A 25,386-nucleotide genomic window follows, 5' to 3' on the forward strand; every position below is an offset into this window, starting at 1 on the left:
AGCAATGTGTGGAGCTGACCGGTACTAATAAGCCGATAACTTGACTTACAAAGATGCTACGCGTCCACTGTGCGGTTCCCGAGATACAAACGGGAACACCACCCACTGATTGATATCTCCATAGAGTTTCGGCTGTCATAGCGAAGGGGAAACGCCCGGCTCCATTCCGAACCCGGAAGCTAAGCCCTTCAGCGCCGATGGTACTGCACTGGTGACGGTGTGGGAGAGTAGGACGCAGCCGGACACACTTTGTCAGAGCGCCCCAGACGGAACTTCATTGATCCGACTGGGGCGCTCTTTCTTTTGTGCTCGACGACACCAGAGGTGGCGCCGACCGCGGTCGGCGCGGAAGGATGATGAACATGAGTGACCAGGACGGCAACGACAGCCGAGGCGACCGACGCGACCGCGACGGCGGCCAGCGAGGTCCCGCACGAGGCAGTGGCGCCGGCCGGAGCTCAGGGGCTCCCCGGTCGGGCGCACCCCGATCGTCGGGGCCGCGTCGAGATGACCGCGGAGGCTACCGYTCSGATGAYCGTCGCTCCAGCGGCGGTAGTGACCGTGGTGGCTACCGCTCCGACGATCGCCGTTCCGGCGGCAGCAGYGACAGGGACCGCGGCGGTTACCGCCCCTCGGGCGGCGGCAGCAGCGACCGTGGTGGCTACCGTTCCGATGACCGTCGCTCCAGCGGCGGCAGCGATCGCGGCGGTTACCGTCCCTCGGGCGGCGGCAGCAGCGACCGTGGCGGCTACCGCTCGGACGACCGTCGTTCCAGCGGCGGCAGCAATGACCGTGGTGGCTACCGCTCCGATGACCGTCGCTCCGGCGGCGGCAGTGACCGCGGCGGTTACCGCCCCTCGAGCAGTGGCAGCAGCGACCGTGGCGGCTACCGCTCGGACGACCGTCGCTCCGGCGGTAACAATGACCGTGGCGGTTACCGCTCGGACGACCGTCGATCCGGCGGTAACAATGACCGTGGCGGTTACCGCTCGGACGACCGTCGCTCCGGCGGCGGCAGCGACCGTGGTCCCCGACGTTTCGACGACCGCCCCCGAGGGGGATCGGGTCGTCCCCAGGACGACGACCGTCGCGGTGGCGCTCGGCTGACCCCGAAGTCCCCGAGGAAGCCCGAGCCCGCCATCCGCGAGGGTGTCACGGGCCACGAGGTGGACCGGGGCGTCAAGAACCAGCTGCGCACGCTCTCCAAGGATAACGCCGAGGGCGTCGCCCAGCACCTCGTCATGGTGGCCGAGCTGCTGGACGTCGAGCCCGAGGCAGCCCTGGCCCACGCGGAGACCGCCGTGCGCCGCGCCGGACGCGTCCCGGCGGCCCGTGAGTCCCTTGGTCTCGTTGCGTACCGCCTCGGCGACTGGGCGCGGGCGCTGGGGGAGTTCCGCACGGTACGCCGGCTTTCGGGTTCGAGTCACCTGCTGCCGCTCATGGTGGACTGCGAGCGTGCACTCGGACGCCACGACAAGGCGCTCGAGCTCGCCCAGTCCGACGAGGCTGCCAACCTGGCGATCGACGACCGTGTCGAGCTGGCGATCGTGGTGTCCGGGATCCGCCGTGACCTCGGTCAGCTCGATGCCGCCGTCGCCGGTCTGAGCGACCTGGTCAAGCGGATCAACCCGAACCGCCCGTCGGCGGCGCGGCTCTTCTATGCCTACGCGGACGCGAAGCTTGCCGCCGGCGACCTCGAGGTCGCACGTGACTGGTTCGCCCGGGCGGCGGATGCCGACCACGAGCTGACCACCGATGCGGCGGAGCGGCTCGAGGAGCTCGACGGTGTCGACGTCACCGATCTGCTCGGCGACGAGGACGAGGACAGCCCCGAGTTCTACGACGTCGACGCGGACGACGACGACTCCGACGACCAGGACGACGACGAGCAAGCTGACGACGAGGACCACGACGACGCGGACGACGACGCGGACGACGACGCGGACGACGACGCCCACGCCGTCGGTGACGACGAGCGCTGAGTACCCCACCCGGAACGGGCCCGACCTCCTCGGTCGGGCCCGTTCTGCGTTCCGGACCGACGGGTCTCGCTGACGGCTCCCGACGTAGGGTCTGGCCCAGGAGGACGCATGGACACGGAAACATCGACGCAACCCCTGGTCGCGGGCTACGACGGGGTGGTGTGCGACCTCGACGGTGTCGTCTACCGCGGAGCGGATGCCGTCCCGGGTGCGCCGAAAGCGCTGCAGGACATCGTGGCTCGGGGGATCCGAGTCGTCTACGCGACGAACAACGCCTCCCGCGTCCCGACCGAGGTGGCCACCCAGATCGCCGGCCTCGGTGCTCCCGCGACGGCATCCGACGTCGTGTCGAGCGCTCAGGCAGGGGCCGCCCGGCTCGCCACCGACCTCCCACCGGGAGCCGCCGTCCTCGCGCTGGGTGGGGAGGGCGTGGTCGAGGCGCTGCGAGACGCAGGCCTCGTCCCCGTGGCCGCCGCCCGTGACCATGCCCGCTCCGGACCAGACGAGGTCGCGGCCGTGCTACAGGGCTTCGGCAAGGAGCTGCGCGTACGCGACTTCGAGACGGCGGCCCGTCTCCTCTCCTCCGGCCTGCCGTGGGTCGCGACGAACGACGACGCGACGCTGCCGCTGCCGTGGGGGCAGTCCCCGGGCAACGGCGCCTACATCGAGCTGCTCGTCGCCGTGCTCGGGCGACGTCCAGACGTCGTCGGGAAGCCGCACCCGCCGCTCTACGGGCTCGCCCTCGAGCGCCTCGGCACCGTCGCTGCCAGGACGCTCGCAGTCGGCGACCGGATCGGCACCGACATCGTCGGCGCCGAGGCCACCGGCCTCGACTCGGCGTGGGTCCTCACAGGAGTCGACCGACCCTCCGACGTCGTGGCGAGCGAGTCGTCGCCCACCTACGTCATCGCCTCCCTCGCCGAGCTCCTGATGCCGTATGCCGCCCCGGTGGCCGACGCCGGCGGCTGGCGCTGCGGCGCCGCCCGGGTGGCCCTCGACGGCGAGGACCTCGTCATCGAGCGGGGGAGCGCGGGCCCCATCGAGGTGGTGCGAGCGGGCCTGGCGGCCCTGCTGACGTCGCGCGACGAGGGAGTGCCTTCCGCGCACCTGCGTCGGGCGGCGGCGACGCTCGACCGCCTGCTCGACGACTCACCGACCTCGACCCGGTAGCGTGACCGCAGGCGAACCAACCACTCGGCACGGAGGCAGCACATGTTCGGCGACAGCGACCCTCGACGCGACGATCTCGGGTCCGGCGAACCGCTCGAGGTCGCGGAGGAGCTCGACCCGATGGACTCGGACGTCGACGCGAGCGACGACGCCGTCGACGAGTGGGACGACTCAGACGACCAGTCCGACGACGTCAGCTATGCGGACGTGTCGGGAGACGACCTCGAGGACCTCACCGATGAGGACGGCGAGGACGACGAGCGCCGGACCGACGACGACACCGCGACGGCCGAGGTGCCCTACGCCCCGCTGGACGCGACGCCAGACGTGCCCACCCCGCCCCTGACGGGTGACCAGGCGGTCGACGAGGCGATGATGCGTCTGGCCGAGTCGCAGGCCGGGTCGTTCGCCGAGCGCATCGAGTCCGGCGAGCACGCCCACCGGAGCCTGCAGAGCCGCCTCGGCGGTCTGGGTGGCGCGTGACGCGACGTCTCGACGTCGAGCTCGTCGCCCGCGGCCTGGCGCGATCGCGCACCCAGGCCCGTGAGCTCGTCACCGCCGGCGTGGTGCTCGTCGACGGTCGCCCGGCCGGCAAGCCCGCCCGGCCCGTCGACGACTCGTCGGCCATCGAGCTGACGCGTGAGCCCGACCGCTGGGTGGGGCGCGCGGCGGTCAAGCTGCTCCACGCCCTCGACACGTGGCCGGTCCCTGTCGACGGCAGACGGTGCCTCGACGTCGGGGCGAGCACGGGTGGGTTCACCCAGGTGCTCCTCGAGCGCGGTGCCACCCACGTGACGGCCCTCGACGTCGGGCACGACCAGCTCGTCGTGTCGATCGGCGCCGACCCGCGGGTGCGGGACCTGCCGGGCACCAACATCCGTGACGTCGACGCCGAGGCGCTCGGCGGCCGCTTCGACCTCGTCGTGTCCGACCTCAGCTTCATCTCGCTCGCCATCGCCCTGCCCGCCATGCGACCTCTCGTCACCGACGACGGCGACGTCGTCGTCCTCGTCAAACCGCAGTTCGAGGTGGGGCGCGAGCGGCTCAGCCGCACAGGAGTCGTCACCTCGCCGCACGAGCGCCGTCGGGTGCTGCGTGACGTGGCCCAGGTCGCGACCGACCTCCACCTGCACCTGCACGCTGCGACGGCCAGCCCCATCGCGGGGGGCGACGGCAACCGGGAGTTCCTCTTCTGGCTCGCCCCGAGACCCGTGCCGGGCGCCTCGGTGACGGCGGTGGATGACATGCTGGAGGCCGTCGACCTGGAAGGAGTCCCGTGACGCGCCGCATCCTGCTCGTGGCCCACCCGAGGCGCCCCGAGGCGCTGACGGTCGCCAAGGGCGTCGTGCAACGCCTCACCCACCTCGGCATCGACGTGTCCCTCCAGGCCGACGAGGCCGAGGCCCTCGACCTCAAGGACAGCTCGCGCGTGCACATCGCGTCCGCCGAGGAGCAGGTCGCGGAGGGGTGCGACCTCGTCGTGGTGCTCGGCGGCGACGGGACCATCCTGCGCGGCGCCGAGTTCGCCCGCAGCGTCGACGTGCCGCTCCTCGGGGTCAACCTCGGCCACGTGGGCTTTCTCGCGGAGGCCGAGCGCGACGACCTCGACGCCACGGTCGAGCACATCGCGAGCAACGACTACGCCGTCGAGGAGCGCATGACGCTCCACGTCGACGCGAAGCTGCACGGCGACCTCATCGCGAGCAGCTGGGCCCTCAACGAGGTCAGCGTCGAGAAGGCCGCCCGCGAGCGGATGCTCGAGGTCACCGTCGAGGTCGACGGTCGACCGCTGTCGAGCTGGGGCTGCGACGGCGTCATCGTCTCCACGCCGACGGGGTCGACGGCATACGCCTTCTCGGCCGGCGGGCCGGTCGTCTGGCCGCAGGTCGAGGCCTTGCTCCTCGTCCCCAGTGCGGCCCACGCGCTCTTCGCCCGGCCGCTGGTGCTGGGCCCCGACACCCACCTGGCCGTCGAGATCAAGGCGGCCACCGAGGGCGCAGGAGTCATGTGGTGCGACGGCCGGCGTCACGTCGACCTCCCTCCGGGAGCCCGCATCGAGGTGCGCCGTGGGCTGCGCCCGCTCCGTCTCGCCCGGCTGACGAGCGCACCGTTCACCGACCGTCTCGTCGCGAAGTTCGACCTCTCGGTCGCCGGGTGGCGCGGCAACGGCGACACCGCCTCGCCCGTGGACGACGTCGACGGCGGTGAGGGTGCCCGGCCCTAAGGTGGACCCGTGTTCAGCCAGATGAGGATCCGGGGCGTCGGTGTCATCGACGACGCCGTCCTCGACCTGAGCCCCGGGCTCAACGTGCTCACCGGTGAGACCGGCGCCGGCAAGACCATGGTCGTGTCGGGGCTCGGCCTGCTGCTGGGCGAGCGCGCCGACTCCGGCCTCGTGCGCACCGGCTCGGCCTCGGCGCTCGTCGAGGGTGTCGTGCAGCTGCCCCTCGACCACCCGGCCCTCGTCCGGGCCGACGAGGCGGGCGCCGACCACGAGGACGGCGAGCTCGTCATCGCCCGCACCATCGCCGCGGCCGGCCGGTCGCGCGCCCACGTCGGCGGTCGCACGGCGCCGGTCTCCGTGCTCGCCGAGCTCGGCCAGATGCTCGTGGCCGTGCACGGGCAGGCCGACCAGTGGCGGCTCAAGCAGGGCGATGCCCACCGCGTCGTGCTCGACGACTTCGGGGGTCCCGAACTCACGGCACTCCGCGACCGCGTCGGCGAGCTCTACGACCGCTGGCGTGCGTCGGCCCGCGAGCACGAGCGCCTCGTCTCGGAGGCGCGCGAGCGCGCCCGCGAGATCGACTCGCTCACCGCCTCGCTCGAGGAGATCGAGGTCGTCGACCCCCAGCCGGGCGAGGACGCGGCGCTGCGTGCCGAGGACGAGCGCCTCGCGCACGCCGACACGCTCCGCCTGGCCGCAGCCCAGGCACTCGCAGATCTCAGCGGCGACGAGTATGCCGCCGAGCCGGCTCCGAACGTCCGTGACCTCATCGGGTCGGCGCGGGGTGCGCTCGGCCCGGCCACGGCGCACGACCAGGCCCTCGCCGGGCTCGACGAGCGCCTTCACGAGGTGGGCACGCTCGTGACCGACCTGTCGGCCGACCTCACGGCATACCTCCAGGACGTCGATCTCGACCCCGAGCGGCTCGGCTACGTGCAGGAGCGGCGGGCCGCCCTCGGGGTCCTCACGCGCAAGTACGGCGAGACCGTCGACGAGGTGCTCGAGTGGTCGGGCCGCGGGGCCGCTCGCCTCGACGAGCTCGTGACCGCCGACGACCGCGTCGAGCGACTCGGCGTCGAGGTGGCCGAGCTCGAGTCGTCCGTCGTCGCGGCCGCCCTCTCGCTGTCCGAGGCTCGCCGGGCCGCCGGTGACGACTTCGGCACCCGCGTCTCGGAGGAGCTCTCGCACCTGGCCATGGGCAAGGCCGTCGTCCACGTCGAGCTGCGCCGACGCACCGACCCCGAGGGTGTGGCCCTGCCCGACGGCGACCGCGTGCGGCTGGCCCGACACGGCATCGACGACGTCGAGATCCTGCTCGCGGCCAACCCCGGAGCCACGCCGCGCAGCGTCGCGCGGGCCGCCTCGGGCGGTGAGCTCTCCCGCGTCATGCTCGCGCTCGAGGTCGTCGGCTCACGCAACGCCTCGGGCGAGGCGGCGAGCGGACCACCCACGTTCGTCTTCGACGAGGTCGACGCCGGTGTCGGCGGGCGGGCGGCCCTCGACGTGGGTGCCCGGCTGGCTGCCCTCGCCGAGCACGCCCAGGTCATCGTCGTCACCCACCTCGCCCAGGTCGCAGCGTTCGCCGACCGCCACCTCGTCGTGCACAAGGCCGACGACGGCCGCATCACCTCGAGCAGCGTCAGCGTCGTCGACGGTGACGCCCGGCTGCGGGAGCTGTCGCGGATGATGGGCGGCGACCCCGACTCCGAGGCCGGGCTGGCCCACGCCGGCGACCTGCTCGAGCAGACGAGCGGTGCCCGCGTCGGCACGCGGCCGGCCGCCCGCAGCGGCTCACGCGTCTGAGTCCCGTCCGCGGCACCGTCCTGCGGTCCGCGCAGCCGTTGGACCTCGTTCCCGAAGGCCGTCCCGAGTGTCGTCCCGAGCCGTGCGCCACGGCCCGGACCGATGGGGTCGCCGACCCACCGACGTGGCACGATTGAGGCCATCATGGCCCTCTCCATCCGACGTCGCTCGCGCGCCCGGGACACCGGTCCCGGCGTGGTCGGCACCGCGCGCGTCGACCGGCGCACCAAGGCGCTGACGAAGCGGCTGCAGCCGGGCGACATCGCCGTCATCGACCACGCGGACCTCGACAAGGTGAGCGCGGACGCCCTCGTCACCGTGCGCCCCGCCGCCGTGGTCAACGCGAGCGCCTCGATCAGCGGTCGTTACCCGAACCTCGGACCCCAGATCCTCGTCGAGGCCGGCATCCCCGTGCTCGACGCCGCCGGCCCGGAGGTCATGGCGCTCACGGACGGGCAGACGCTACGCCTCGACGGTGCCGACCTGTGGTCGGGTGAGACCCGTGTCGCGACGGGCACGTTGCTCGACGTCGAGGCGGTCCAGGCCCAGATGCACGAGGCGCGGGCCGGGCTCGCCGTGCAGATCGAGGCTTTCGCGACGAACACGATGGAGTACATCCGCAAGGAGCGCGACCTCCTCCTCGACGGCATAGGCGTGCCCCCCATCACCACCCAGCTCGACGGCCGGCACTGCCTCATCGTCGTGCGCGGCTACCACTACCGCGAGGACCTCGAGACCCTGCGGCCCTACATCCGTGAGTACCGCCCGATCCTCATCGGGGTCGACGGCGGCGCCGACGCCATCCTCGAGTCCGGCCACCAGCCCGACCTCATCGTCGGCGACATGGACTCCGTCTCGGACAAGGCGCTGCGCTGCGGCGCCGAGATCGTCGTGCACGCCTACCGCGACGGGCGTGCCCCCGGCCTCGCACGGGTCGAGGCTCTAGGGATCACGCCGGTCGTCTTCCCCGCTGCGGGCACGAGCGAGGACGTCGCGATGCTCCTCGCCGACGACTCCGGTGCCGAGCTCATCGTCGCCGTCGGTACCCACGTCACCCTCGTCGAGTTCCTCGACAAGGGTCGCGACGGGCAGGCGTCGACGTTCCTCACGCGCCTGCGCGTCGGCAGCAAGCTCGTCGACGCCAAGGGCGTGAGCCAGCTCTACCGCGCCCGCATCCCGGGCCGGCTGCTCGTGACGATGCTGCTCGCGGGCGTGCTCGCCTTCTTCGCAGCCCTCGCGTCGACACCGGCCGGGCAGGCGTGGCTGCAGGTCCTCGCCGCCCGCTGGGACGACCTCTGGACCGCCATCGTTGGGATCTTCACGTGATCGACTTCCGCTACCACCTCGTCTCGATCATCTCGGTGTTCCTCGCCCTCGCGGTGGGCATCGTGCTCGGGGCCGGCCCTCTGCAGGCCAACCTCGGCAACCAGCTGAGCGACCAGGTCTCCGCGCTGCGCACCGAGAAGCAGGCCCTCAACGACAAGCTGACGACGAGCGAGAAGCTCGTCGACGCGTCCGACGAGTACGCGACCGCCGTGCAGCCACGGGTCGTCAAGAGCCGACTGTCCGGTCACCGCGCGGTCGTCGTCGTGCTGCCCTCCGCCGACGGCACGATGACCACGAACCTCGAGGGTGTCGTGACCCAGAGCGGCGCCGGCCTCACGGGCACGGTGACGCTGAGCCCCGACTGGTTCGACCCCAGCCAGGCCTCCGACCGAGCACAGGCGGCCAAGGAAGCCGCGTCGGCCCTCGGGGTCGGGTCGACCGCGACGGGCGACGAGCTGCTCGTGCAGGTGCTCACCGACCTCGTCGTGTCGACGAGCGACACCGGCACCTCGGCCCAGCGCACCGCCGCGCTCAAGGTGCTCGTCGACGCCAACCTCGTCGACAGCTCGGTGGCCGACCTCGCGCCTGCCGACCTCGCGGTCGTCGTGTCCGCGGACTATGCCGGCACCGAGTCCGTCGTCGAGTCCCGCTCCGACGCCATCCGCGCGCTGGTGACCTCCTTCGCCGGCTCGACCCGGTCGACCGTCGTCGCCAGCGGCGAGACGGTTGCAGCGGCGGGCCAGCCCGTGACCTCCAACGCCGTCCAGGCCGTGCGTGAGAAGTCCGAGACGGCCGGGATCGTCTCCACCGTCGACCACGCCCGGGCCGGTGACGGACCTGCCACGGTGGTCCTCGCCGTCGAGGACGCCCTCGACGAGCGGGTCGGACACTACGGCGTCGCGGCCGGCGCCACCGCCACCGTCCCGCGGGTGCTTCCGTGAGGTCGAGCCGCCGCGCGGACTCGACCGCCGCCGCGTCACTGGCTGCCCTGCTCGGTTCGGCGGCGGCCTCGTGGGCGGTCCTGCGTCTCGGCCGAGCGGCGCCCCCTGACCTCCGCCAGCCCTGGGAGCGCACCAACCACGCCGGCGACCCGGTCACCCTGCTCGAGGGGCCGGCCTGGGTCGGCGGCGCCGTGGCAGGCGCTGTTGCCGGTGCCGCTGCAGCGGCAGTCGCCTCGCGCCTGACCGAGGGAGCGAGCCGCAGGTCGATGAGCTCCGGCGTCGTCGCCGTCGCCGCAGGTGCCCTCGGGGCGCTCGACGACCTCGCCGGAGGCGCGTCCGACAAGGGTCTCAAGGGCCACCTCGGTGCGCTGGCACGGGGCGAGGTCACGACGGGCGCGGTCAAGATCGTGGGTCTCGGCGTCACCGGGCTGGTCGGCGCGGCGCTCTCCGACGCGAGCCGTCCCTCCCGTCCCGGACTGCTGGCCACCCTCGTCGGCGGGGCCGTGGTCGCCGGTGCCGCCAACGCCGTCAACCTCTTCGACCTGCGCCCCGGACGGGCGCTCAAGGTCACGGTGGTCGCAGGTCTCCCGCTCGTGGGAGGGGTGCCCGCGGCCGCCGCCGTCGGGTCCTCGCTCGGTGTCGTCCGGGACGACCTCCGCGCCACCGCCATGCTCGGCGACACGGGTGCCAACGCCGCCGGGGCGCTCGTCGGTCTCGCGCTCGTCGAGCGCACCGGGCTCGTGGGCCGGGTCGTCGCCCTGACGGGCCTCGCGGCTTTGACGCTCGCCTCGGAGCGCGTCAGCTTCACCCGGGTCATCGAGGCCCACCCCGCCCTGCGCCGGCTCGACGAGTGGGGCCGGGCCCCCCGATGACCGACCGGAGCGCAGGGGGTGGGCCCGTCTCACGGCGCGGGCTGTTCGCCGCCGCAGGCACCATCGCGGTGATCACGCTCGTCGCCCGGGTCGTCGGCTTCGGACGATGGTTCGTCTTCTCCCACTCCGTCGGTGCGACCTGCGTCGGGAGCGTCTACCAGTCGGTCAACGCGGTCCCCAACGTGCTCTTCGAGATCGCGGCCGGGGGAGTGCTCGCGGCGGTCGCCGTGCCTCTCGTGGCAGGCGCACTGGCCCGCGGCGACCGGATCGAGGCCGACCACACGGCCTCCGCGCTGCTGACGTGGGTGCTCGTCGTGCTCGTGCCGCTGGGCCTGGTCGTGGCCCTTGCCGCGGAGCCGATCGCGCGGGGCCTGCTCGGAGCCGGCGACACCTGTCCCGGCGGGGTGGGCCTCGGCGCCGACCTGCTGCGGGTCTTCGCGATCCAGATCCCGCTCTACGGCGTCGGCATCGTGCTCGGCGGTGTGCTCCAGTCTCACCACCGGTTCGTCGCGGCCGCGATCGCCCCGCTCATGTCGAGCCTCGTCGTCATCGCGACCTACGCGGCCTACGCCGCCGTCGCCACCGACCCGGCCGCCCCGATCGCGCAGGTCCCCGCGGGCGCGACCACGATCCTGGCCGTGGGCACGACCCTCGGGGTCGTCGCGCTGTCGCTGCCGCTCCTCGTTCCGGTGCGTCGCGCCGGGGTCCACCTCACGGTGACGACACACTTCCCGCACGGCGTCGCCGCCCGCGTCCGGCGGCTCGCGGTCGCCGGGCTCCTCGCCGTCGCCGGACAGCAGCTGGCGACGCTCGTCTTCATCCGCCTCGCCAACGACCGCGGCGGCCCCGGGACGCTCAACGTGTACACCTACGTCCAGGCCGTCTCCCTGCTCCCGTATGCCGTCCTCGCCGTCCCGCTCGCCACCGCGGCCTTCCCGACGCTGGCGGGGAGCGCGCAAGCCGGCGGGCCCGAGCCGGACGCGGGAGCAGCAGCGCCGGCCCCCGCGCCGGCCTCCGCGCCGGGGTCCGCGGCCGTGGACGTGCTGCGGCGGACGTGGCTCGCCACCCTCCTGGCCGGTCTGCTGGCCGGGGGTCTGCTCGTGGCCGTCGCCCGACCGGTCGGCGCCTTCTTCGCCCTGCTCGACGCCGGGCGAGCGGACGGCAACGGGGCCGTGGCCCTGTCCGCCATCCCCGACGCCCTCGTGCTCGTGGCCCCGGGCATCGTCGGCCTCTGCGCAATCGGGCTGCTGACCCGGGCCTCCTACGTGCGAGGCCGTGCCCGGGTCGCGGGCGCCATGGTCGCCGTCGCGTGGCTCGCGACGACCGTCGTCCCGCTCGTGGCCCTCGGAGACGCGGCCGGACCCGCGACGACCGTGCGCGCTCTCACCCTCGGCACCAGCGTCGGGCTCGTGGCCGGGGCCGTCGCGCTCACGGTCCTCGTCGCGCGGAGCTGGGGCCGCGCGGCCCTGACCGTACCGGCGCGCCCCGTGGCAGCCGGATTGCTCGGCGCCGCGTCAGCCGCGATCCTCGGCTGGTGGCTCGGCGGCCTCTGGACCGCGGACGGACTCCTCGTCGCCGCCGCGCAGGGCGTCGCCGTGGCGCTCGCGGCCACCGTGACCCTCGTCGTCGTCGTGCTCCTCGTCGACCGCTCGGTCGTCGCCCGGCTGCGGCGGCCGTCACCGACCGCCGCGACCTCGCCGACGTCCATGACCGCCCCTTCGTCCGCGCCGATGTCCGCCCCTGCCGGCGAGCAGGACCCGCACCCGGCCGCGCCTCCGGAGACGCGATGAGGGTGCTCATGGTGCTCGGACACGCGGCCGGTGGCGTGGGTGCGCACGTCGACGCCCTCCTCACGGGACTTCGTGGGCAGGGGCACGACGTTCAGGTCGTGACGGCGGAGTCGACGGCCCGGGCCTTCGACTGGGCCGACGCCCACCGGCTCTGGCCGGTCCACGGCGGGGTACGTGCACCCCGTGGTCTCGTGGACTGGCACCGCATCATGCGCCTGGCGGGCACGGTCGACGTCGTCCACGCGCACGGCCACCAGGCCGCCGTCGTCGCTGCCGTGGCCGTCGCCCGCGCGCGGCCACGCCCGCGGCTCGTGGTCTCTCTCCACAACGACCTCCCGCCGGTCCAGGGCTCCCCCGTCGCGCGCGCCGCGGCGTCCGCCGCCCGGCGGCTGGTCGCGTGGTCCCTGCACCGAGCCGACCTCGTGACGGGCGCGAGCGAAGACCTCGTCGAGCTCGCAGACGCCCTCGGTGCCCGGCGCACCGAGCTCGCCCTCGTGCCCTCCGCCGCGGTCGCCGACCTGCTGGAGCGTCCTGCCGCCCTCGAGCCGACCGAACGCGCCGCCCTGCTGGCCGGAGCCGGCCTGCCGACCGACCGCCCCGTCGTGCTCACGGTCTCGCGCATCGCGCCCCAGAAGGACCTCCCGACCCTCCTCGCGGCCGCGCGGCGCTCCGACGCCGCCGCCACGTGGGTCGTCGTCGGCGACGGCGACGATCGGCTCCGTGCCCGTCTCGAGGAGGAGGCGGACGGCATACGGCAGGGGGAGGACGCGAGGGCAAAGGTCCGGTTCGTGGGGGCGCGCACCGATGTGTCGGAGTGGCTGCGGGCGGCGGACGTATTCGTCCTCACGAGCCGCTGGGAGGCCCGGGCGCTCGTCGTGCAGGAGGCGATGGCGGCTGGGCTCCCGGTCGTCGTGACCCGTACGGGCGGTCTGCCCGACCTCGTCGGGGACGCGGGTTCTCTTGTCCCCGTGGGGGACCCGGCCGTCGTAGCAGCCGAGGTGGACCGCCTGCTCACCGACGCCGACGCCAGGCTCCGGGAGGGTGACGCGGGACGAGCCCGGGCGGCCGGATGGCCCACTCCTGACGACGAGACGCGCCGGTGGGTGGAACGCTACGTCACGGAGACCCGCGGAGTGACGTAGACTCAAAGCCCGTGGTGGATACGACGAAGCACATCTTTGTGACCGGGGGCGTCGCCTCCTCTCTCGGCAAGGGGCTCACCGCCTCGAGCCTCGGACGACTTCTCAGATCGCGGGGCCTGCGGGTCACGATGCAGAAGCTCGACCCCTACATCAACGTCGATCCCGGGACGATGAACCCGTTCCAGCACGGCGAGGTCTTCGTGACCGACGACGGAGCCGAGACGGACCTCGACATCGGTCACTACGAGCGCTTCCTCGACGTCAACCTCGTCGGCAGCGCGAACGTGACGACCGGGCAGGTCTACAACAACGTCATCGCCAAGGAACGGCGCGGTGAGTACCTCGGCGACACCGTCCAGGTCATCCCGCACATCACCAACGAGATCGTCGCCCGGATGCGCGCCCTCGCCACCGGAGGTCCGGACGCCCCGGACGTCATCATCACCGAGATCGGCGGCACGGTCGGCGACATCGAGTCGCTGCCCTTCCTCGAGGCCGCGCGCCAGGTGCGCCACCTCATCGGCCGCGACAACAGCTTCTTCCTGCACGTCTCCCTCGTGCCGTACCTCGCGCCGAGCGGCGAGCTGAAGACGAAGCCGACCCAGCACTCGGTCGCCGCACTGCGCCAGGTCGGCATCCAGCCCGACGGGCTCGTGCTCCGCGCCGACCGCGAGATCCCCGACCCGATCAAGCGCAAGATCTCGCTCATGTGCGACGTCGACGTCGCCGCGGTCGCCGCGGCGGTCGACGCCCCGAGCATCTACGACATCCCCAAGGTGCTCCACCGCGAGGGCCTCGACGCCTACGTCATCCGCCGGCTCGGGCTCAACTTCCGCGACGTCGACTGGACCGAGTGGGACGAGCTGCTCGAGCGGGTCCACGACCCGGAGCACGACATCGAGATCGCCCTCGTGGGCAAGTACATCGACCTGCCCGACGCGTACCTCTCGGTCACCGAGGCGCTGCGCGCCGGCGGCTTCCACCACGACGCCAAGGTCAACATCCGCTGGGTGGCCAGCGACGAGTGCCAGACCCCGGCCGGCGCCCAGAAGGCGCTCGGCGGCGTCGACGCCGTCCTCGTCCCCGGTGGGTTCGGGGTGCGCGGCATCGAGGGCAAGCTCGGCGCGCTGACCTGGGCCCGCGAGAAGCAGGTGCCGACCCTCGGCATCTGCCTCGGCCTGCAGTGCATGGTCATCGAGTACGCCCGCAGCGTCCTCGGCAACCAGGACGCGAGCTCGACGGAGTTCGACCCCGATACCGAGCACCCCGTCATCGCCACGATGGAGGAGCAGAAGGCCTTCGTCGAGGGCGCCGGCGACCTCGGCGGCACGATGCGCCTCGGCCTCTACCCGGCCGCCCTCAAGGAGGGCAGCGTCATCCGTGGGGCCTACGGCGAGGCCGAGGTCAAGGAGCGCCACCGCCACCGTTACGAGGTCAACAACTCCTACCGGGCCGACCTCGAGCAGGCGGGTCTCGTCTTCTCGGGCACCTCGCCCGACGGCAACCTCGTGGAGTTCGTCGAGCTGCCGCGCGAGGTCCACCCGTACTACGTGTCGACCCAGGCGCACCCGGAGTTCCTGTCGCGCCCCAACCGCGCACACCCGCTCTTCGCGGGTCTCGTCGGGGCCGCCCTGGAGCGCCAGCGCAGCGAGCGCCTCGTCGAGGTCGAGCGCCACCGCGCCGCGGTCGACGCCGGCCAGGCCGAGCGGGACGCCGAGGCACGGACCGGGCACGACGAGTTCGCCTCGGTGTCCGCGTCGGGCGCCGCCCCGGACGCCGACTGAGACGCGGGTGAGCCTGGACGCGCCGCGGGGCACCGCAGCCGACCTCGTCGAGGAGTGGACCGCCGAGCCGGTGGTCGAGACGACGACCCCGTTCGAGGGGATCATCTTCGACGTCGTGCGCGAGCGCGTCGACCTCGGCGCCGGGGGTGTCGTGACACGTGACTTCGTCACGCACCCCGGCGCCGTCGCCGTGCTCGCCCTGCGTGAGCTCGAGCGTGCCCCGCACGTGCTGCTCATCCGGCAGTACCGCCACGCGAGCGGTGGCCACGTGTGGGAGCTGCCCGCCGGCCTGCTCGACGTCGACGGCGAGCCGCCGTGGGAGGCCGCCGCGCGTGAGCTCGCCGAGGAGGTCGACCTGACGGCCGACGAGTGGCACGTCCTCGCCGACGACGTCACGTCTCCCGGAGCCTTCCCGGAGACGGTGCGGATCTTCCTCGCGCGCGGCCTCCACGAGGTCGCCGCCGCCGACGCCCACCAACGCACTGCGGAGGAGCTCGGGATCCGGCCCCTCTGGGTGTCCCTCGACGATGCCGTCGACGCAGCGCTCGACGGACGCATCAGCAACTCGGCGACGCTCGTCGGCCTGCTCTCCGCCGGACTGTCGCGCGGGCGTGGGTGGTCCACGCTGCGGCCGCACGACGCGCCGTGGCCCGCCCGCGAGGCCCAACGCGCCCAGCGCTCGTGAGCGGGGCCTTCGGTACAGGCGTCTCGGGGCCGTGCCCCTGTGGGGGCGGCCCGGAAGACCTGGCGTATGCCGCGTGCTGCGGCCCGCTCCACGCGGGCGACCGCCCGGCCGGGACCGCAGGCGAGCTGATGCGCTCGCGCTACGCGGCGTTCGCCGTGGGGGACGAGGCGTACCTCCTGCGCACCTGGCACCCACGGACGCGCCCCGCGCGGGTGGGACTCGACCCGGACACACGGTGGACGGGCCTGACGGTGCTGCGCACGGAGCGCGGCGGGCTCGGTGACGACGACGGCGTCGTCGAGTTCGTGGCCCACTGGACGGAACCGTCAGCGGGCGCCACGCGTCGGGGCGAGCTGCACGAGGTGAGCCGCTTCGCCCGCCGGGGCGGCCGCTGGCTCTACGTCGACGGCGAGCACGGGTGACGCGTCGGCAGGGACGGCCGGAGCGGGCGCCGTCACGCCGCCGCGGGGGCGGATCACCGCTACGCCGACACCGGCCAGCAGCGCGAGCCCCCCGGCCAGCTCGAGGGCGTTGGGTCGCTCGTGGAACGCGACCGCGGCCGCGACCATCCCGAAGACCGGGACGAGCATCGCGAACGGCGTCACCTTCGCCACGGGGTGGCGGCTGAGCAGGGTGTTCCAGATCCCGTAGCCGACGAGCGACGAGAGGTAGGCCGTGTAGGCGGTCGAGGCCACGGCCTGCCACTGGAGGTGGTGCAGCGCCGCCCCGATGGCCGTCGGCCCTTCGAAGAGGAACGAGAGGGCGAGGGCGGGCAGCGGCACGACGAGCCCCGACCAGACCGTGACCCCGAGCCCGGCGCCCGGACCCGTGAGGGCCCCCGCCCGGCGGGTCAGCACGTTGCCGACCGCCCACGACACGGCGGCCAGGACGAGCACGACGAGAGGGAGCAGCGGCGCCGACAGCCCGCGTCCGACCGCGATCGTCAGCAGCCCCGCCCCGCCCAGGGCGACGCCGAGGCGCTGCGCCGTGGACGGGCGCTCGCGCAGCCAGACCGCCGCGATGACGACGGTGAGCAGCACCTGCGCCTGGAGCACGAGCGAGGCGAGACCCGGCGGCATGCCGAGGTGCAGCGCGAGGTACATGAGGGCGAACTGGCCGAGGCTCGTGAAGAGCCCGATGAGGGCGAGGTCGCGCCAGGGGAGTCCCGGGCGCCGGACGAGGAAGACCGCGGGGACGCAGACGACGACGAAGCGCACCGCGAGAAAGAGGAACGGCGGCACCGAGTCGATGCCGGTGCGGATGGCGACGAAGTTCGTGCCCCAGATCAGGGCGACCAGGACGGCGAGGGCGGTGTCACGGCGGCGCATGTGCCCATCGTGGCGACCGCACACCGTTCACGTCCATCAAACTGTCGTGGCCATGACTGTGTAGCATCACTGCATGATCGATCCCGTCGCGCTGCGCTCGCTCGTCGCCGTCGAGGCGCACGGCTCCGTCGGCGCCGCCGCTGCCGCGCTCGACTACACCCCGAGCGCGGTGTCCCAGCAGATCAAGCGCCTCGAGACCCAGACGGGGGTGCAGCTGCTCGAGCGGCAGGGGCGCGGTGTCCTGCTCACGGAGGCCGGTCGCACGCTCTCCGACGCTGCGCGGTCCCTGCTCGCGGACATGGAGCGACTCGAGTCCCGGCTCCACAGGGACAGCGGAGAGACGGTCGGGACGGTGCGCCTCGCGACGTTCGCCACGGCGTACCGGGGGGTCGTCGTGGGCGCTATCGGCCGCCTGCGATCGACCGCGCCGGACGTCGTCCTGCGTCCCGACGAGATCGACCCCTGGGACGCCGTCGACGCGGTCGCGGCCGGCACCCACGACCTCGCCCTCGTGCACAACTGGGAGCCGCTGCCGCTCGCCATCCCCGACCACCTCGAGGTGCGCGACCTCGGCCGGGACCGCGCGGACGTCCTCGTCCACGAGAGCCACCCGCTCGCCGCCCGGCGCAGCATCGGCGTGCGGGACGTGCTCGACGAGCACTGGGCCAGCGTCGCGCCCGGCTCCATCTGCCACCAGTGGCTCCAGAAGATGTATGCCGACGTGGGTCGGTCCCCTCGGATCGCGCACGTGGCGCTCGAGTTCGCCACGCACGTCGCCCTCGTCGCGGCGGGGGAGGCCATCGCCCTCGTGCCACGCCTCGGCCGGGGACCGCTCCCCGTGGGCGTCGTCGCTGTCCCCATCGTCGACCCGATCTCCGAGCGCACCGTGAGCCTCGTCTGGCGGAGCACCATGACGGCAAGCCCCGCGCTGGCCGTAGCCGTGGACTGCCTTGCCGCAGAAGCCTCCCGGGACCTCCGGCCCCTTTCGGGAGACTGACCGGGGGTGCCTACGCGACGCGTCAGCCGGCGGCCTGGAGCCGCAGCCCGGCGAGGATGAGGTCGAGACCGGCCCGGAACTGCTCGGCGTCGTCGTGTCCGGCGAACTCGTCGACGACGTGGTGGATGAAGGGGAACTCGTCCGCGTCGAGGGCGCGCCACTGGGCGGCGTAGCGGGCGAGGTACGCGTCACGGTCGACCTCGCCGGAGAGCACCGCCTCGGGTGGCTGCTGACCCATGTCGGCCGCCGTGCCGACGACGAAGCCGACGACCGCCGAGACCGCGTGGAAGCTCTCGCGCGGAGTGAGCTCCAGCCGCATGACCTGCTGTCCCAGCCGTTCGTAGAGGCGCAGGCCGTTGGGCTGAACGCCCGTGTCGCGCATGAAGAAGGCACCGAGCCAGGGCCGCTCGACGATCGCGTCGAAGAGGGCCAGGGCGATGGTTCGGAGGTCGTCGACGGGGTCGCCGGCCCCGACGTCCTCGATGGCGGCGAGCACGTCGGCCAGGACGTGGTCCGCCGCTCGGTCGAGCAGCTCGTCCTTGCTCGAGACGTACCAGTAGATGCTCGCGGCGCCACCGCCGAGACGGGCCGCGAGGGCACGGAACGTCAGGGCCTGCTCGCCACTCGTGTCGAGCAGGGCGACGGCCTCCGTGAGGACGGCCTCGAGCGAGTGCGAGGCCCGCCGGCGGCCCCGTGCGGGCCGCTCACGCACGGCCCGAGCCTCGCGGGAGGGCCGAGCAACGTGCTGTCGCTGAGGGCTCATGTGCCCATCCCATCACACGATCCCCGGGCGGACTTGCGTTCATCGAACACCGTTCTATAACATCGAACCACGTTCGATAGTCGAACGGTGTTCGATGAGAGGAGACGGCACATTGACCACGACGCCGACCCGTACCTATCCGTCGCTCCGCGCGGCGTGGATCCCGATGCTCGCGCTCTGTCTCGCCTTCTTCGTCGAGATGGTCGACAACACCCTCCTGACGATCGCGCTGCCGACGATCGGCCGCGACCTCGGGAGCGGCACCACCGCTCTCCAGTGGGTCACCGGGGCCTACTCGCTGACGTTCGGGGGACTGCTGCTCACCGCCGGCTCGGCGGCGGACCGGCTCGGCCGCCGCAGGGTGCTCCTCTGGGGGCTCGCCGGCTTCGGGATCATCAGCCTCGCCGTGGCCGCCGTGACGACGACGGGCGAGCTCATCGCCCTGCGCGCCGCCCTCGGGGTCGCGGCGGCAGCGATGGCGCCGATCACCAACTCGCTCGTCTTCCGTCTCTTCGACGACCAGGCCCTGCGGATGCGGGCCATGACCGTCATGATCGTCGTCGGGATGTCGGGCTTCGTCCTCGGTCCGCTGCTCGGGGGCACGGCCCTCGCCCACGTCGGCTGGGAGTGGCTCCTGCTCGTCAACGCCCCCATCGCGCTCGTGGCCTGGGTCGGCGTCCGGCTGGGGGTGCCGGCAGACCGGCCCGAGGACCTCACCACCGACCGGCTGGACCTGCCCGGTGCCCTGCTGAGCATCGCGGCCATCGGGCTCGGCTGCTACGCCCTGACCAGTGGCGTCGAGCACGGATGGACGTCGGCGACCACGCTCTCGGCCGTCGTCGGCTCCGCGCTCGCGCTCGTCGGGTTCGTCCGCCACGAACGGCGTGCCGCGTCCCCGATGCTCGACCTGACGCTCTTCTCGTCAGGGACCGTGCGCGGGGCCACGCTGGCGCAGGCCGGCACCTCGATCGCCATGGCCGGCGTCATGTTCGGCCTCATCCTGCACTTCCAGTACGCGTGGGGATGGAGCCCCGTGCGTGCCGGGCTCGCCAACCTCCCGCTCATCATGACGATGGTCCTCGCGACACCGCTTTCGGAGTGGCTCGCCCGCCGCTTCGGCCACCGGCTCGCGTGCCTCGTCGGAGCGGGCCTGCTCGTCGTCGCGCTCATCGGGATGGCCTGGGGTGTCGACCGCGGCTACCCGACCATCGCCGTCGCGATGGTCGTCATGACCCTCGGCCTCCGCACGGTCATGACGATCTGCGCGGTGGCCCTCGTCGAGGCGATGCCCGCCAACCGCACGTCGATCGGCACGGCGCTCAACGACACGGCCCAGGAGGTCGGCACGAGCGTCGGCACCGCCGTCGTGGGCACCCTCGTCGCCGTGCTCGTGACGACCACACTGCCCGCCGGCACGTGGAGTCCTGAGCTCGTGTCGTCCTTCTTCCACGGTGAGCGGGTGACGTATGCCGTGCTCGCCGTCATCGTCGGGGTCGTGACCACGTGGGGCGCCCTCACCCTCACCGACTCACGCAGCGTCGAGGAGCACGACGTGCCGGACGCCCCGGCTGACGCGGTGGGCGCGGGAGCGCGACCGACCGCGTAGACCGCGTAGACCGAGGAGACCGCGCCGCGGGCGTCGCGGCCACGATCGGCCGGACCGCCCTACGTCGTGGGCGTGGCGCGCGGAGCGGCCTGCGGGTCGCGGGCGTCGGCGAACTCCTGCTGGCGGCGTGACGGCTGGTCGAGGCGGAGGCGTCCGCGCAGGCGACCCACGGGCCGCTCGACGAGCACCCACGACAGCCACGAGACGAGCACGGCGGCCGCGATGAGCAGCAGGTTGCGGGGTGTCGTGTGCTCACCGAGGAGCCGGCTGTTGATGAACGTCTGGTGCCAGAGGTAGAGCGCGTAGCTGATGGTGCCGAAGAAGACCATGACGCGGGAGCCCACGACGCGCGAGTGGCCCGACACGGCGGCATACACGAGCCACACCCCGACGACGGCGTAGACGGCGCCGAGAGGTCGGAAGAGCGGGTGGTCCACCTCGAGCCCGTGCCCGGGGAAGGCCGAGACGGCGACCATGACGACGAAGGGGACGAGCGGGCTCGTGGCCGGCAGCTCCCAGCCACGGGACCGTACGGCGGCCAGTGAAAAGGCGAGCGCCACGCCGAGCAGCAGGGCGAACGCGTTCGTCTCGGTCGAGATGTCGAGGCGGATCGCGCTCCCTACCGTCCAGACGGAGTAGAAGGTCGCGAGCGCCGCGAGGCTGAGGACGACGGCGAGCGCTCGGCTGCGAAGCCACGTCATGAGGACGATGAAGATCGCCGGCCAAACGACGTAGAACTGCTCCTCGACCGAGAGCGACCAGAGGTGGTTGAGCACCCCGAGGTCCGTGCCGGCGATGCGCACCCAGTTGCCGACGTAGAAGAGCGATGCGAGGGCCGCCGTCGGGTAGGTCGAGAGCCGGTCGTCGCCGGTCGCCCAGAGCAGCAGGGGAGCGAGCAGGAGCAGGAGGATGAGGGCGGGCAGGAGGCGTAGGGCGCGCCGTCCCCAGAAGCGCCACAGGCTGACCGACCCCCAGCGGTCCCACTCCCGGATGAGCAGGCTCGTGATGAGGTAGCCCGACAGGACGAAGAAGAGCGTCACCCCGGACAGCCCACCCCAGCGCGCCGGCAGCCCGGAGTGGGCGGCGACGACGAGGAGGATCGCGAGACCTCGGACGCCGTCGAGGTCGCGGTTGCGGGAGTGCTGCACGGCGAAGAGCCTAGGCGCAGGCGGTCTAGGATTGGTCCTCGGTGCCCACGGCCGACCAGCGGCCGGGCACCTGCGCACGACACTCGCTCACCACCTCGCTCAGCCCCGGCGGCCCTCGTGCCGCGGGAACCACGTCCCGGAAGGACCCTCCGTGCTCCGCACTCACGAGGCCGGCACTCTCCGCGCCGACCACGCAGGCCAGACCGTCACCCTCACCGGTTGGGTGGCGCGGCGTCGAGACCACGGCGGGGTCGCCTTCCTCGACCTGCGCGACGCCTCGGGCGTGGCCCAGGTCGTCGCGCGTGACGAGGTGCTCGCCCAGGGCGGTGCCCACGACGTCCGCAACGAGTTCTGCGTCAAGGTCACCGGTGAGGTGCGCGAGCGTCCGGAGGGCAACTCCAACCCCGACCTGCCCACCGGCGACATCGAGGTCATCGTCAGCGAGCTCGAGGTGCTCAACCCGGCCGCCCCGCTGCCGTTCCAGATCGACGAGCGCGTCACCGTCGGCGAGGAGGCACGCCTCAAGCACCGATACCTCGACCTGCGCCGCCCCGGCGCGAGCTCGGCCGGCGCTGCGATCCGCCTGCGCTCCAAGGTCAACGCTGCCGCCCGCGCCGTGCTCGGGGCCCGCGACTTCGTCGAGATCGAGACGCCGACGCTGACCCGCTCCACGCCCGAGGGTGCCCGTGACTTCCTCGTGCCGGCGCGTCTCGCGCCAGGGTCGTGGTACGCCCTGCCGCAGAGCCCCCAGCTGTTCAAGCAGCTGCTCATGGTGGCCGGCATGGAGCGCTACTACCAGATCGCCCGCTGCTACCGGGACGAGGACTTCCGCGCCGACCGCCAGCCGGAGTTCACCCAGCTCGACATCGAGATGAGCTTCGTCGAGCAGGACGACATCATCGAGCTGGGCGAGTCGATCGTGCAGGCGCTCTGGCGCCTCATCGGCGTCGAGCTCGACGCCCCGTTCCAGCGGATGACCTACGCCGACGCCATGGCCCGCTACGGCTCCGACAAGCCCGACCTGCGCTTCGGCAACGAGCTCGTCGAGTGCACCGGCTACTTCGCCGACACGACCTTCCGCGTCTTCCAGGCCGACTACGTCGGTGCGGTCGTCATGCCCGGTGGCGCGAGCCAGCCGCGCAAGCAGCTCGACGCCTGGCAGGAGTGGGCCAAGCAGCGCGGCGCCCGTGGCCTCGCCTACGTCCTCGTCCAGGAGGACGGCGAGCTCGGCGGCCCGGTTGCGAAGAACCTCACGGACGCCGAGCGTGCCGGCCTCGCCGAGCACGTCGGCGCCATGCCCGGCGACTGCATCTTCTTCGCCGCGGGTGCGGCGAAGCCGTCGCGGGCGCTGCTCGGGGCGGCCCGTCTCGAGATCGGCCGTCGCTGCGAGCTCATCGACGAGGAGGCGTGGAGCTTCCTCTGGGTCGTCGACGCCCCGCTCTTCGAGCCGGCCGCCGACGCCGTCGCCTCGGGCGACGTCGCCGTCGGTGCCGGTGCGTGGACGGCCGTCCACCACGCCTTCACCTCGCCCAAGCCCGAGTTCCTCGACACCTTCGACACCGACCCGGGTCCGGCGCTCGCCTACGCCTACGACATCGTCTGCAACGGCAACGAGATCGGTGGCGGCTCGATCCGTATCCACAGCCGCGACGTGCAGGAGCGCGTCTTCTCGGTCATGGGCCTGTCGGAGGAGGACGCCCAGGAGAAGTTCGGCTTCCTCCTCGAGGCCTTCGCCTTCGGTGCCCCGCCGCACGGCGGCATCGCCTTCGGCTGGGACCGCATCGTCTCGCTGCTCGCGCACACCGACTCGATCCGCGACGTCATCGCCTTCCCGAAGTCCGGTGGCGGCTACGACCCGCTGACCGCGGCGCCGGCCCCGATCACGCCCGCCCAGCGCAAGGAGGCCGGCGTGGACGCGAAGCCCGCGGCCTCAGCACCGGCCGCGCAGGGTGCCCCCGAGGTCGAGCCGAAGCAGGGCTGACCTCCGGCAGGAGCCGACCGTGGAGGGTCGTCGTCGCGAGAGCGAGGACGACCCTCCACGCGTATGCCGTCACCTGCCGTGCGCTTTGCCCATCCTTGACTCGGGCCGTCCTACGGTCGAAGGCATGCGATCACCACGTCGACGTCCGGTCACCGCGGTCCTCCTGGGTGCGGTCCTCGCCATGACCGGAGCCAGTTCCGCGTCGGGCCTGTCCGCCGCCGTGCCCGCGCCGAGTCCCTCGGGAGTGCCCGCGGCCACCCCGCCACAGGAGTTCGGCACCGACTGGGACGACCCGCGCACACCGGAGCCGAGCGTCCCGGTACCCGCCACGCACCACTGCACCGTTCGCGTCGTCGACGACGCGTTCGACGACTTCGACGTCCACGCCAGGGCCTACACGCCGCCGGCCGGCTGCGCAGGTCCGTGGTCGAAGGTCGTCATGCGGCTCGAGGGGTCGGTGGCCGGGCGACAGTTCGACCGCATCGGCTACGTCGACGTCGGGGGAGTGCGGATGCTGACCCTCTCGACGCCCGAGCCGAGCGTCGACGGGATCCATTGGCACGTCGAGAAGGACGTCACGGACCTCGCTCCGCTGCTGGCGGACCCGCAGCAGGTGCAGGCCTTCATCGGCAACGTCGTCGACGGCACCTACACCGGGGTCATCCACGTGACGGTCGACCTCGACTTCTACACGACCGGGCGTGGAGCGCCTGCGGCCAGGACGTCCGATGCCGTCCTTCCCCTCACCGACACCTCCCGCGACGGCAGCGACCTCGTCGGGTCCCTCATGGTGCCGCGCAACTCGACCCGGCTGCTCGCCGACGTCTTCGCGACCGGGTCCGGCGGTGGCTGTGAGGAGTTCTGGGACACGAGCGCCCGTGCGAGCACGGGCTACTCGTGCCCGGACGGTCTGCCCTACCGCGAGGTCGACGTGCACATCGACGGGCAGCTCGCAGGCATCGCGGCGCCCTACCCCGTCGTCTACACGGGCGGCTGGAGCAACCCGTTCCTCTGGTACACCATCCCCTCGCCCAAGGCGTTCGACATCCCGCCGCTCGGCTACGACCTCACGCCCTACCTCGCGAGGCTCAACGACGGGCAGCCCCACGACGTCCGCATCTCCGTCGTGGGTCTTCCGGCAGGCCAGGGCGGCTGGACTCTCGCGCCCCGCTTCCGCATCTGGCGCGACGCGGCCCGCAACGTGGTGTCGGGAACGACCGGGACGGCATACGCAAGCGACCCCGCCGTCGACAGCAGCGTGTCGGGGGCGGGGGACCGGGCGGGCCACGTCGATCTCGACGCGCGACGTGAGCTCCGCGTCACGGGAACGCTGTCCACCTCACGCGGACCGGTCACGACGACGGTCACGCGCAGTCTCTCCAACACGTCAAGGCACTCGTGGACCGACGACGAGGCCGACGACACCTTGACGGCTTCGTGGACCGACACCCAGGTCGTCGCGACCGGGCACGGACGGGGAGCTCCGACCCTCGAGCGCACCGAGCAGCGCTGGGACAAGGACGGTGTCCTCGGTTTCCACCCGCGCAGCGACGTCGCCGGCGCGTACGACGTCACGGGCGATCTCGCCATCACGTGGTCGCGTGACGAGTCCCTGACTCGCGGCGGAGCGCACCTGTCGAGCCGGTCGGAGACCTCGTCCTACGAGGGGCAGGCGAGCTGGATCTACGGGGTGCCGCGTGACCAGCGGCACGCGACCGCGGACACCCGTGCCCGGGCCACCCTCAGCGAGAAGGTCATCGGCCGGCCGGCGACCTCCTGGGAGCACCGGCTGCGCGCCGTCAACGGCACGTTCGTGACGGATGCCGTCGGCTGAGGCTCGGAGG

The 25,386-nt window shown here is 72.8% G+C and carries 22 protein-coding genes and 1 rRNA gene; 20 read left to right on the plus strand and 3 right to left on the minus strand.

Annotated elements, in window-relative coordinates:
- Positions 1–127 precede the first annotated feature (127 nt).
- The 16 genes from rrf (at position 128) to ASE25_RS23280 (ending at position 16,141) form a co-directional block, all read left to right on the plus strand.
- Positions 128–244 (plus strand): 5S ribosomal RNA (gene rrf / locus ASE25_RS17865).
- Between the two features lie 428 nt (positions 245–672).
- A complete protein-coding gene (locus ASE25_RS23270; RefSeq protein WP_200959182.1) occupies positions 673–1,107 on the plus strand; it encodes a hypothetical protein in 435 nt (144 codons plus the stop codon).
- A 59-nt stretch (positions 1,108–1,166) separates the two neighbouring features.
- Positions 1,167–1,982, plus strand: coding sequence for a lipopolysaccharide assembly protein LapB (locus tag ASE25_RS23275; protein WP_082622977.1), 816 nt, complete (start codon positions 1,167–1,169; stop codon positions 1,980–1,982).
- Positions 1,983–2,090: 108 nt separating this feature from the next.
- Positions 2,091–3,152: an HAD-IIA family hydrolase gene (locus ASE25_RS17875; RefSeq protein WP_056826906.1), complete on the plus strand. Its 1,062-nt coding sequence runs from the start codon at positions 2,091–2,093 to the stop codon at positions 3,150–3,152.
- A 42-nt stretch (positions 3,153–3,194) separates the two neighbouring features.
- Positions 3,195–3,635 (plus strand): hypothetical protein, encoded by a 441-nt coding sequence (locus tag ASE25_RS17880; protein ID WP_056826907.1) that lies wholly within the window; start codon positions 3,195–3,197, stop codon positions 3,633–3,635.
- Positions 3,632–4,432 carry a TlyA family RNA methyltransferase gene (locus ASE25_RS17885; protein WP_056776364.1) on the plus strand — a complete coding sequence of 267 codons (801 nt, stop codon included), beginning with the start codon at positions 3,632–3,634 and terminating at the stop codon, positions 4,430–4,432. The genes ASE25_RS17880 and ASE25_RS17885 overlap by 4 nt, the downstream gene beginning before the upstream one ends.
- Entirely contained in the window at positions 4,429–5,376 is a 948-nt protein-coding gene (locus tag ASE25_RS17890) for an NAD kinase (protein ID WP_056826908.1), read from the plus strand. Before ASE25_RS17885 ends, ASE25_RS17890 begins: the two co-directional genes overlap by 4 nt.
- 9 nt (positions 5,377–5,385) lie before the next feature.
- A complete protein-coding gene (gene recN / locus ASE25_RS17895; RefSeq protein WP_082619818.1) occupies positions 5,386–7,179 on the plus strand; it encodes a DNA repair protein RecN in 1,794 nt (597 codons plus the stop codon).
- Between the two features lie 144 nt (positions 7,180–7,323).
- Positions 7,324–8,505: a putative cytokinetic ring protein SteA gene (gene steA / locus ASE25_RS17900; RefSeq protein ID WP_056777686.1), complete on the plus strand. Its 1,182-nt coding sequence runs from the start codon at positions 7,324–7,326 to the stop codon at positions 8,503–8,505.
- A complete protein-coding gene (locus ASE25_RS17905) occupies positions 8,502–9,446 on the plus strand; it encodes a copper transporter (RefSeq protein ID WP_056826909.1) in 945 nt (314 codons plus the stop codon). The genes steA and ASE25_RS17905 overlap by 4 nt, the downstream gene beginning before the upstream one ends.
- Positions 9,443–10,318 carry a hypothetical protein gene (locus tag ASE25_RS17910; protein WP_056826910.1) on the plus strand — a complete coding sequence of 292 codons (876 nt, stop codon included), beginning with the start codon at positions 9,443–9,445 and terminating at the stop codon, positions 10,316–10,318. The genes ASE25_RS17905 and ASE25_RS17910 overlap by 4 nt, the downstream gene beginning before the upstream one ends.
- On the plus strand, positions 10,315–12,108 hold the full coding sequence (gene murJ / locus ASE25_RS17915; protein WP_235508743.1) for a murein biosynthesis integral membrane protein MurJ: 1,794 nt from the start codon (positions 10,315–10,317) through the stop codon (positions 12,106–12,108). Before ASE25_RS17910 ends, murJ begins: the two co-directional genes overlap by 4 nt.
- The gene (locus tag ASE25_RS17920) at positions 12,105–13,250 is read left to right on the plus strand and encodes a glycosyltransferase family 4 protein (protein WP_235508744.1); all 1,146 of its coding nucleotides are present in this window, start codon (positions 12,105–12,107) and stop codon (positions 13,248–13,250) included. Before murJ ends, ASE25_RS17920 begins: the two co-directional genes overlap by 4 nt.
- 11 nt (positions 13,251–13,261) lie before the next feature.
- Positions 13,262–15,034, plus strand: a complete 1,773-nt coding sequence (locus ASE25_RS17925; protein WP_082622978.1) for a CTP synthase — start codon at positions 13,262–13,264, stop codon at positions 15,032–15,034.
- A 7-nt stretch (positions 15,035–15,041) separates the two neighbouring features.
- Complete coding sequence (locus ASE25_RS17930) at positions 15,042–15,719, plus strand: NUDIX hydrolase (RefSeq protein ID WP_056826913.1); 678 nt, start codon at positions 15,042–15,044, stop codon at positions 15,717–15,719.
- 128 nt (positions 15,720–15,847) lie between these two features.
- On the plus strand, positions 15,848–16,141 hold the full coding sequence (locus ASE25_RS23280; RefSeq protein WP_056776383.1) for a YchJ family protein: 294 nt from the start codon (positions 15,848–15,850) through the stop codon (positions 16,139–16,141).
- Here the strand turns inward: ASE25_RS23280 and ASE25_RS17940 are convergent.
- Positions 16,046–17,047 carry an EamA family transporter gene (locus ASE25_RS17940; protein ID WP_056826914.1) on the minus strand — a complete coding sequence of 334 codons (1,002 nt, stop codon included), beginning with the start codon at positions 17,045–17,047 and terminating at the stop codon, positions 16,046–16,048. The two genes, ASE25_RS23280 and ASE25_RS17940, sit on opposite strands and share 96 nt — an antisense overlap.
- A gap of 73 nt (positions 17,048–17,120) precedes the next feature.
- On the opposite strand from ASE25_RS17940, the gene ASE25_RS17945 reads away from it, so the two are divergent.
- Positions 17,121–18,044, plus strand: coding sequence for a LysR family transcriptional regulator (locus ASE25_RS17945; protein WP_056826915.1), 924 nt, complete (start codon positions 17,121–17,123; stop codon positions 18,042–18,044).
- 22 nt (positions 18,045–18,066) lie between these two features.
- Here ASE25_RS17945 and ASE25_RS17950 read toward each other — a convergent pair whose 3' ends face one another.
- The gene (locus ASE25_RS17950) at positions 18,067–18,807 is read right to left on the minus strand and encodes a TetR/AcrR family transcriptional regulator (RefSeq protein ID WP_056826916.1); all 741 of its coding nucleotides are present in this window, start codon (positions 18,805–18,807) and stop codon (positions 18,067–18,069) included.
- 94 nt (positions 18,808–18,901) lie between these two features.
- Between ASE25_RS17950 and ASE25_RS17955 the strand changes: the two genes are divergently transcribed.
- The gene (locus ASE25_RS17955; RefSeq protein ID WP_056826917.1) at positions 18,902–20,413 is read left to right on the plus strand and encodes an MFS transporter; all 1,512 of its coding nucleotides are present in this window, start codon (positions 18,902–18,904) and stop codon (positions 20,411–20,413) included.
- Between the two features lie 59 nt (positions 20,414–20,472).
- Here the strand turns inward: ASE25_RS17955 and ASE25_RS17960 are convergent, their stop codons facing one another.
- Positions 20,473–21,561, minus strand: coding sequence for an acyltransferase (locus ASE25_RS17960; protein ID WP_056826918.1), 1,089 nt, complete (start codon positions 21,559–21,561; stop codon positions 20,473–20,475).
- A gap of 151 nt (positions 21,562–21,712) precedes the next feature.
- On the opposite strand from ASE25_RS17960, the gene aspS reads away from it, so the two are divergent.
- Together aspS and ASE25_RS17970 are read left to right on the plus strand one after the other, a co-directional pair.
- Positions 21,713–23,542: an aspartate--tRNA ligase gene (gene aspS, locus ASE25_RS17965; protein ID WP_056826919.1), complete on the plus strand. Its 1,830-nt coding sequence runs from the start codon at positions 21,713–21,715 to the stop codon at positions 23,540–23,542.
- Between the two features lie 124 nt (positions 23,543–23,666).
- Entirely contained in the window at positions 23,667–25,376 is a 1,710-nt protein-coding gene (locus ASE25_RS17970) for a peptide-N4-asparagine amidase (RefSeq protein ID WP_056826920.1), read from the plus strand.
- The last annotated feature ends 10 nt before the right edge of the window (positions 25,377–25,386 follow it).

Origin of the sequence: Terrabacter sp. Root85 (assembly GCF_001429185.1) — a bacterium.
In the GTDB taxonomy this organism is placed as follows: Bacteria; Actinomycetota; Actinomycetes; order Actinomycetales; family Dermatophilaceae; genus Terrabacter.

Excerpts from the sequence above, each read along its gene's own strand:
- ASE25_RS23270 (WP_200959182.1), top strand. The coding sequence starts at position 673 with ATGACCGTCGCTCCAGCGGCGGCAGCGATCGCGGCGGTTACCGTCCCT.
- ASE25_RS17875 (WP_056826906.1), top strand. The coding sequence starts at position 2,091 with ATGGACACGGAAACATCGACGCAACCCCTGGTCGCGGGCTACGACGGG.
- ASE25_RS17880 (WP_056826907.1), top strand. The coding sequence starts at position 3,195 with ATGTTCGGCGACAGCGACCCTCGACGCGACGATCTCGGGTCCGGCGAA.
- steA (WP_056777686.1), top strand. The coding sequence starts at position 7,324 with ATGGCCCTCTCCATCCGACGTCGCTCGCGCGCCCGGGACACCGGTCCC.
- murJ (WP_235508743.1), top strand. The coding sequence starts at position 10,315 with ATGACCGACCGGAGCGCAGGGGGTGGGCCCGTCTCACGGCGCGGGCTG.
- ASE25_RS17920 (WP_235508744.1), top strand. The coding sequence starts at position 12,105 with ATGAGGGTGCTCATGGTGCTCGGACACGCGGCCGGTGGCGTGGGTGCG.
- ASE25_RS23280 (WP_056776383.1), top strand. The coding sequence starts at position 15,848 with ATGCGCTCGCGCTACGCGGCGTTCGCCGTGGGGGACGAGGCGTACCTC.
- ASE25_RS17940 (WP_056826914.1), bottom strand. The coding sequence starts at position 17,047 with ATGCGCCGCCGTGACACCGCCCTCGCCGTCCTGGTCGCCCTGATCTGG.
- ASE25_RS17945 (WP_056826915.1), top strand. The coding sequence starts at position 17,121 with ATGATCGATCCCGTCGCGCTGCGCTCGCTCGTCGCCGTCGAGGCGCAC.
- ASE25_RS17950 (WP_056826916.1), bottom strand. The coding sequence starts at position 18,807 with ATGAGCCCTCAGCGACAGCACGTTGCTCGGCCCTCCCGCGAGGCTCGG.
- ASE25_RS17955 (WP_056826917.1), top strand. The coding sequence starts at position 18,902 with ATGAGAGGAGACGGCACATTGACCACGACGCCGACCCGTACCTATCCG.
- ASE25_RS17970 (WP_056826920.1), top strand. The coding sequence starts at position 23,667 with ATGCGATCACCACGTCGACGTCCGGTCACCGCGGTCCTCCTGGGTGCG.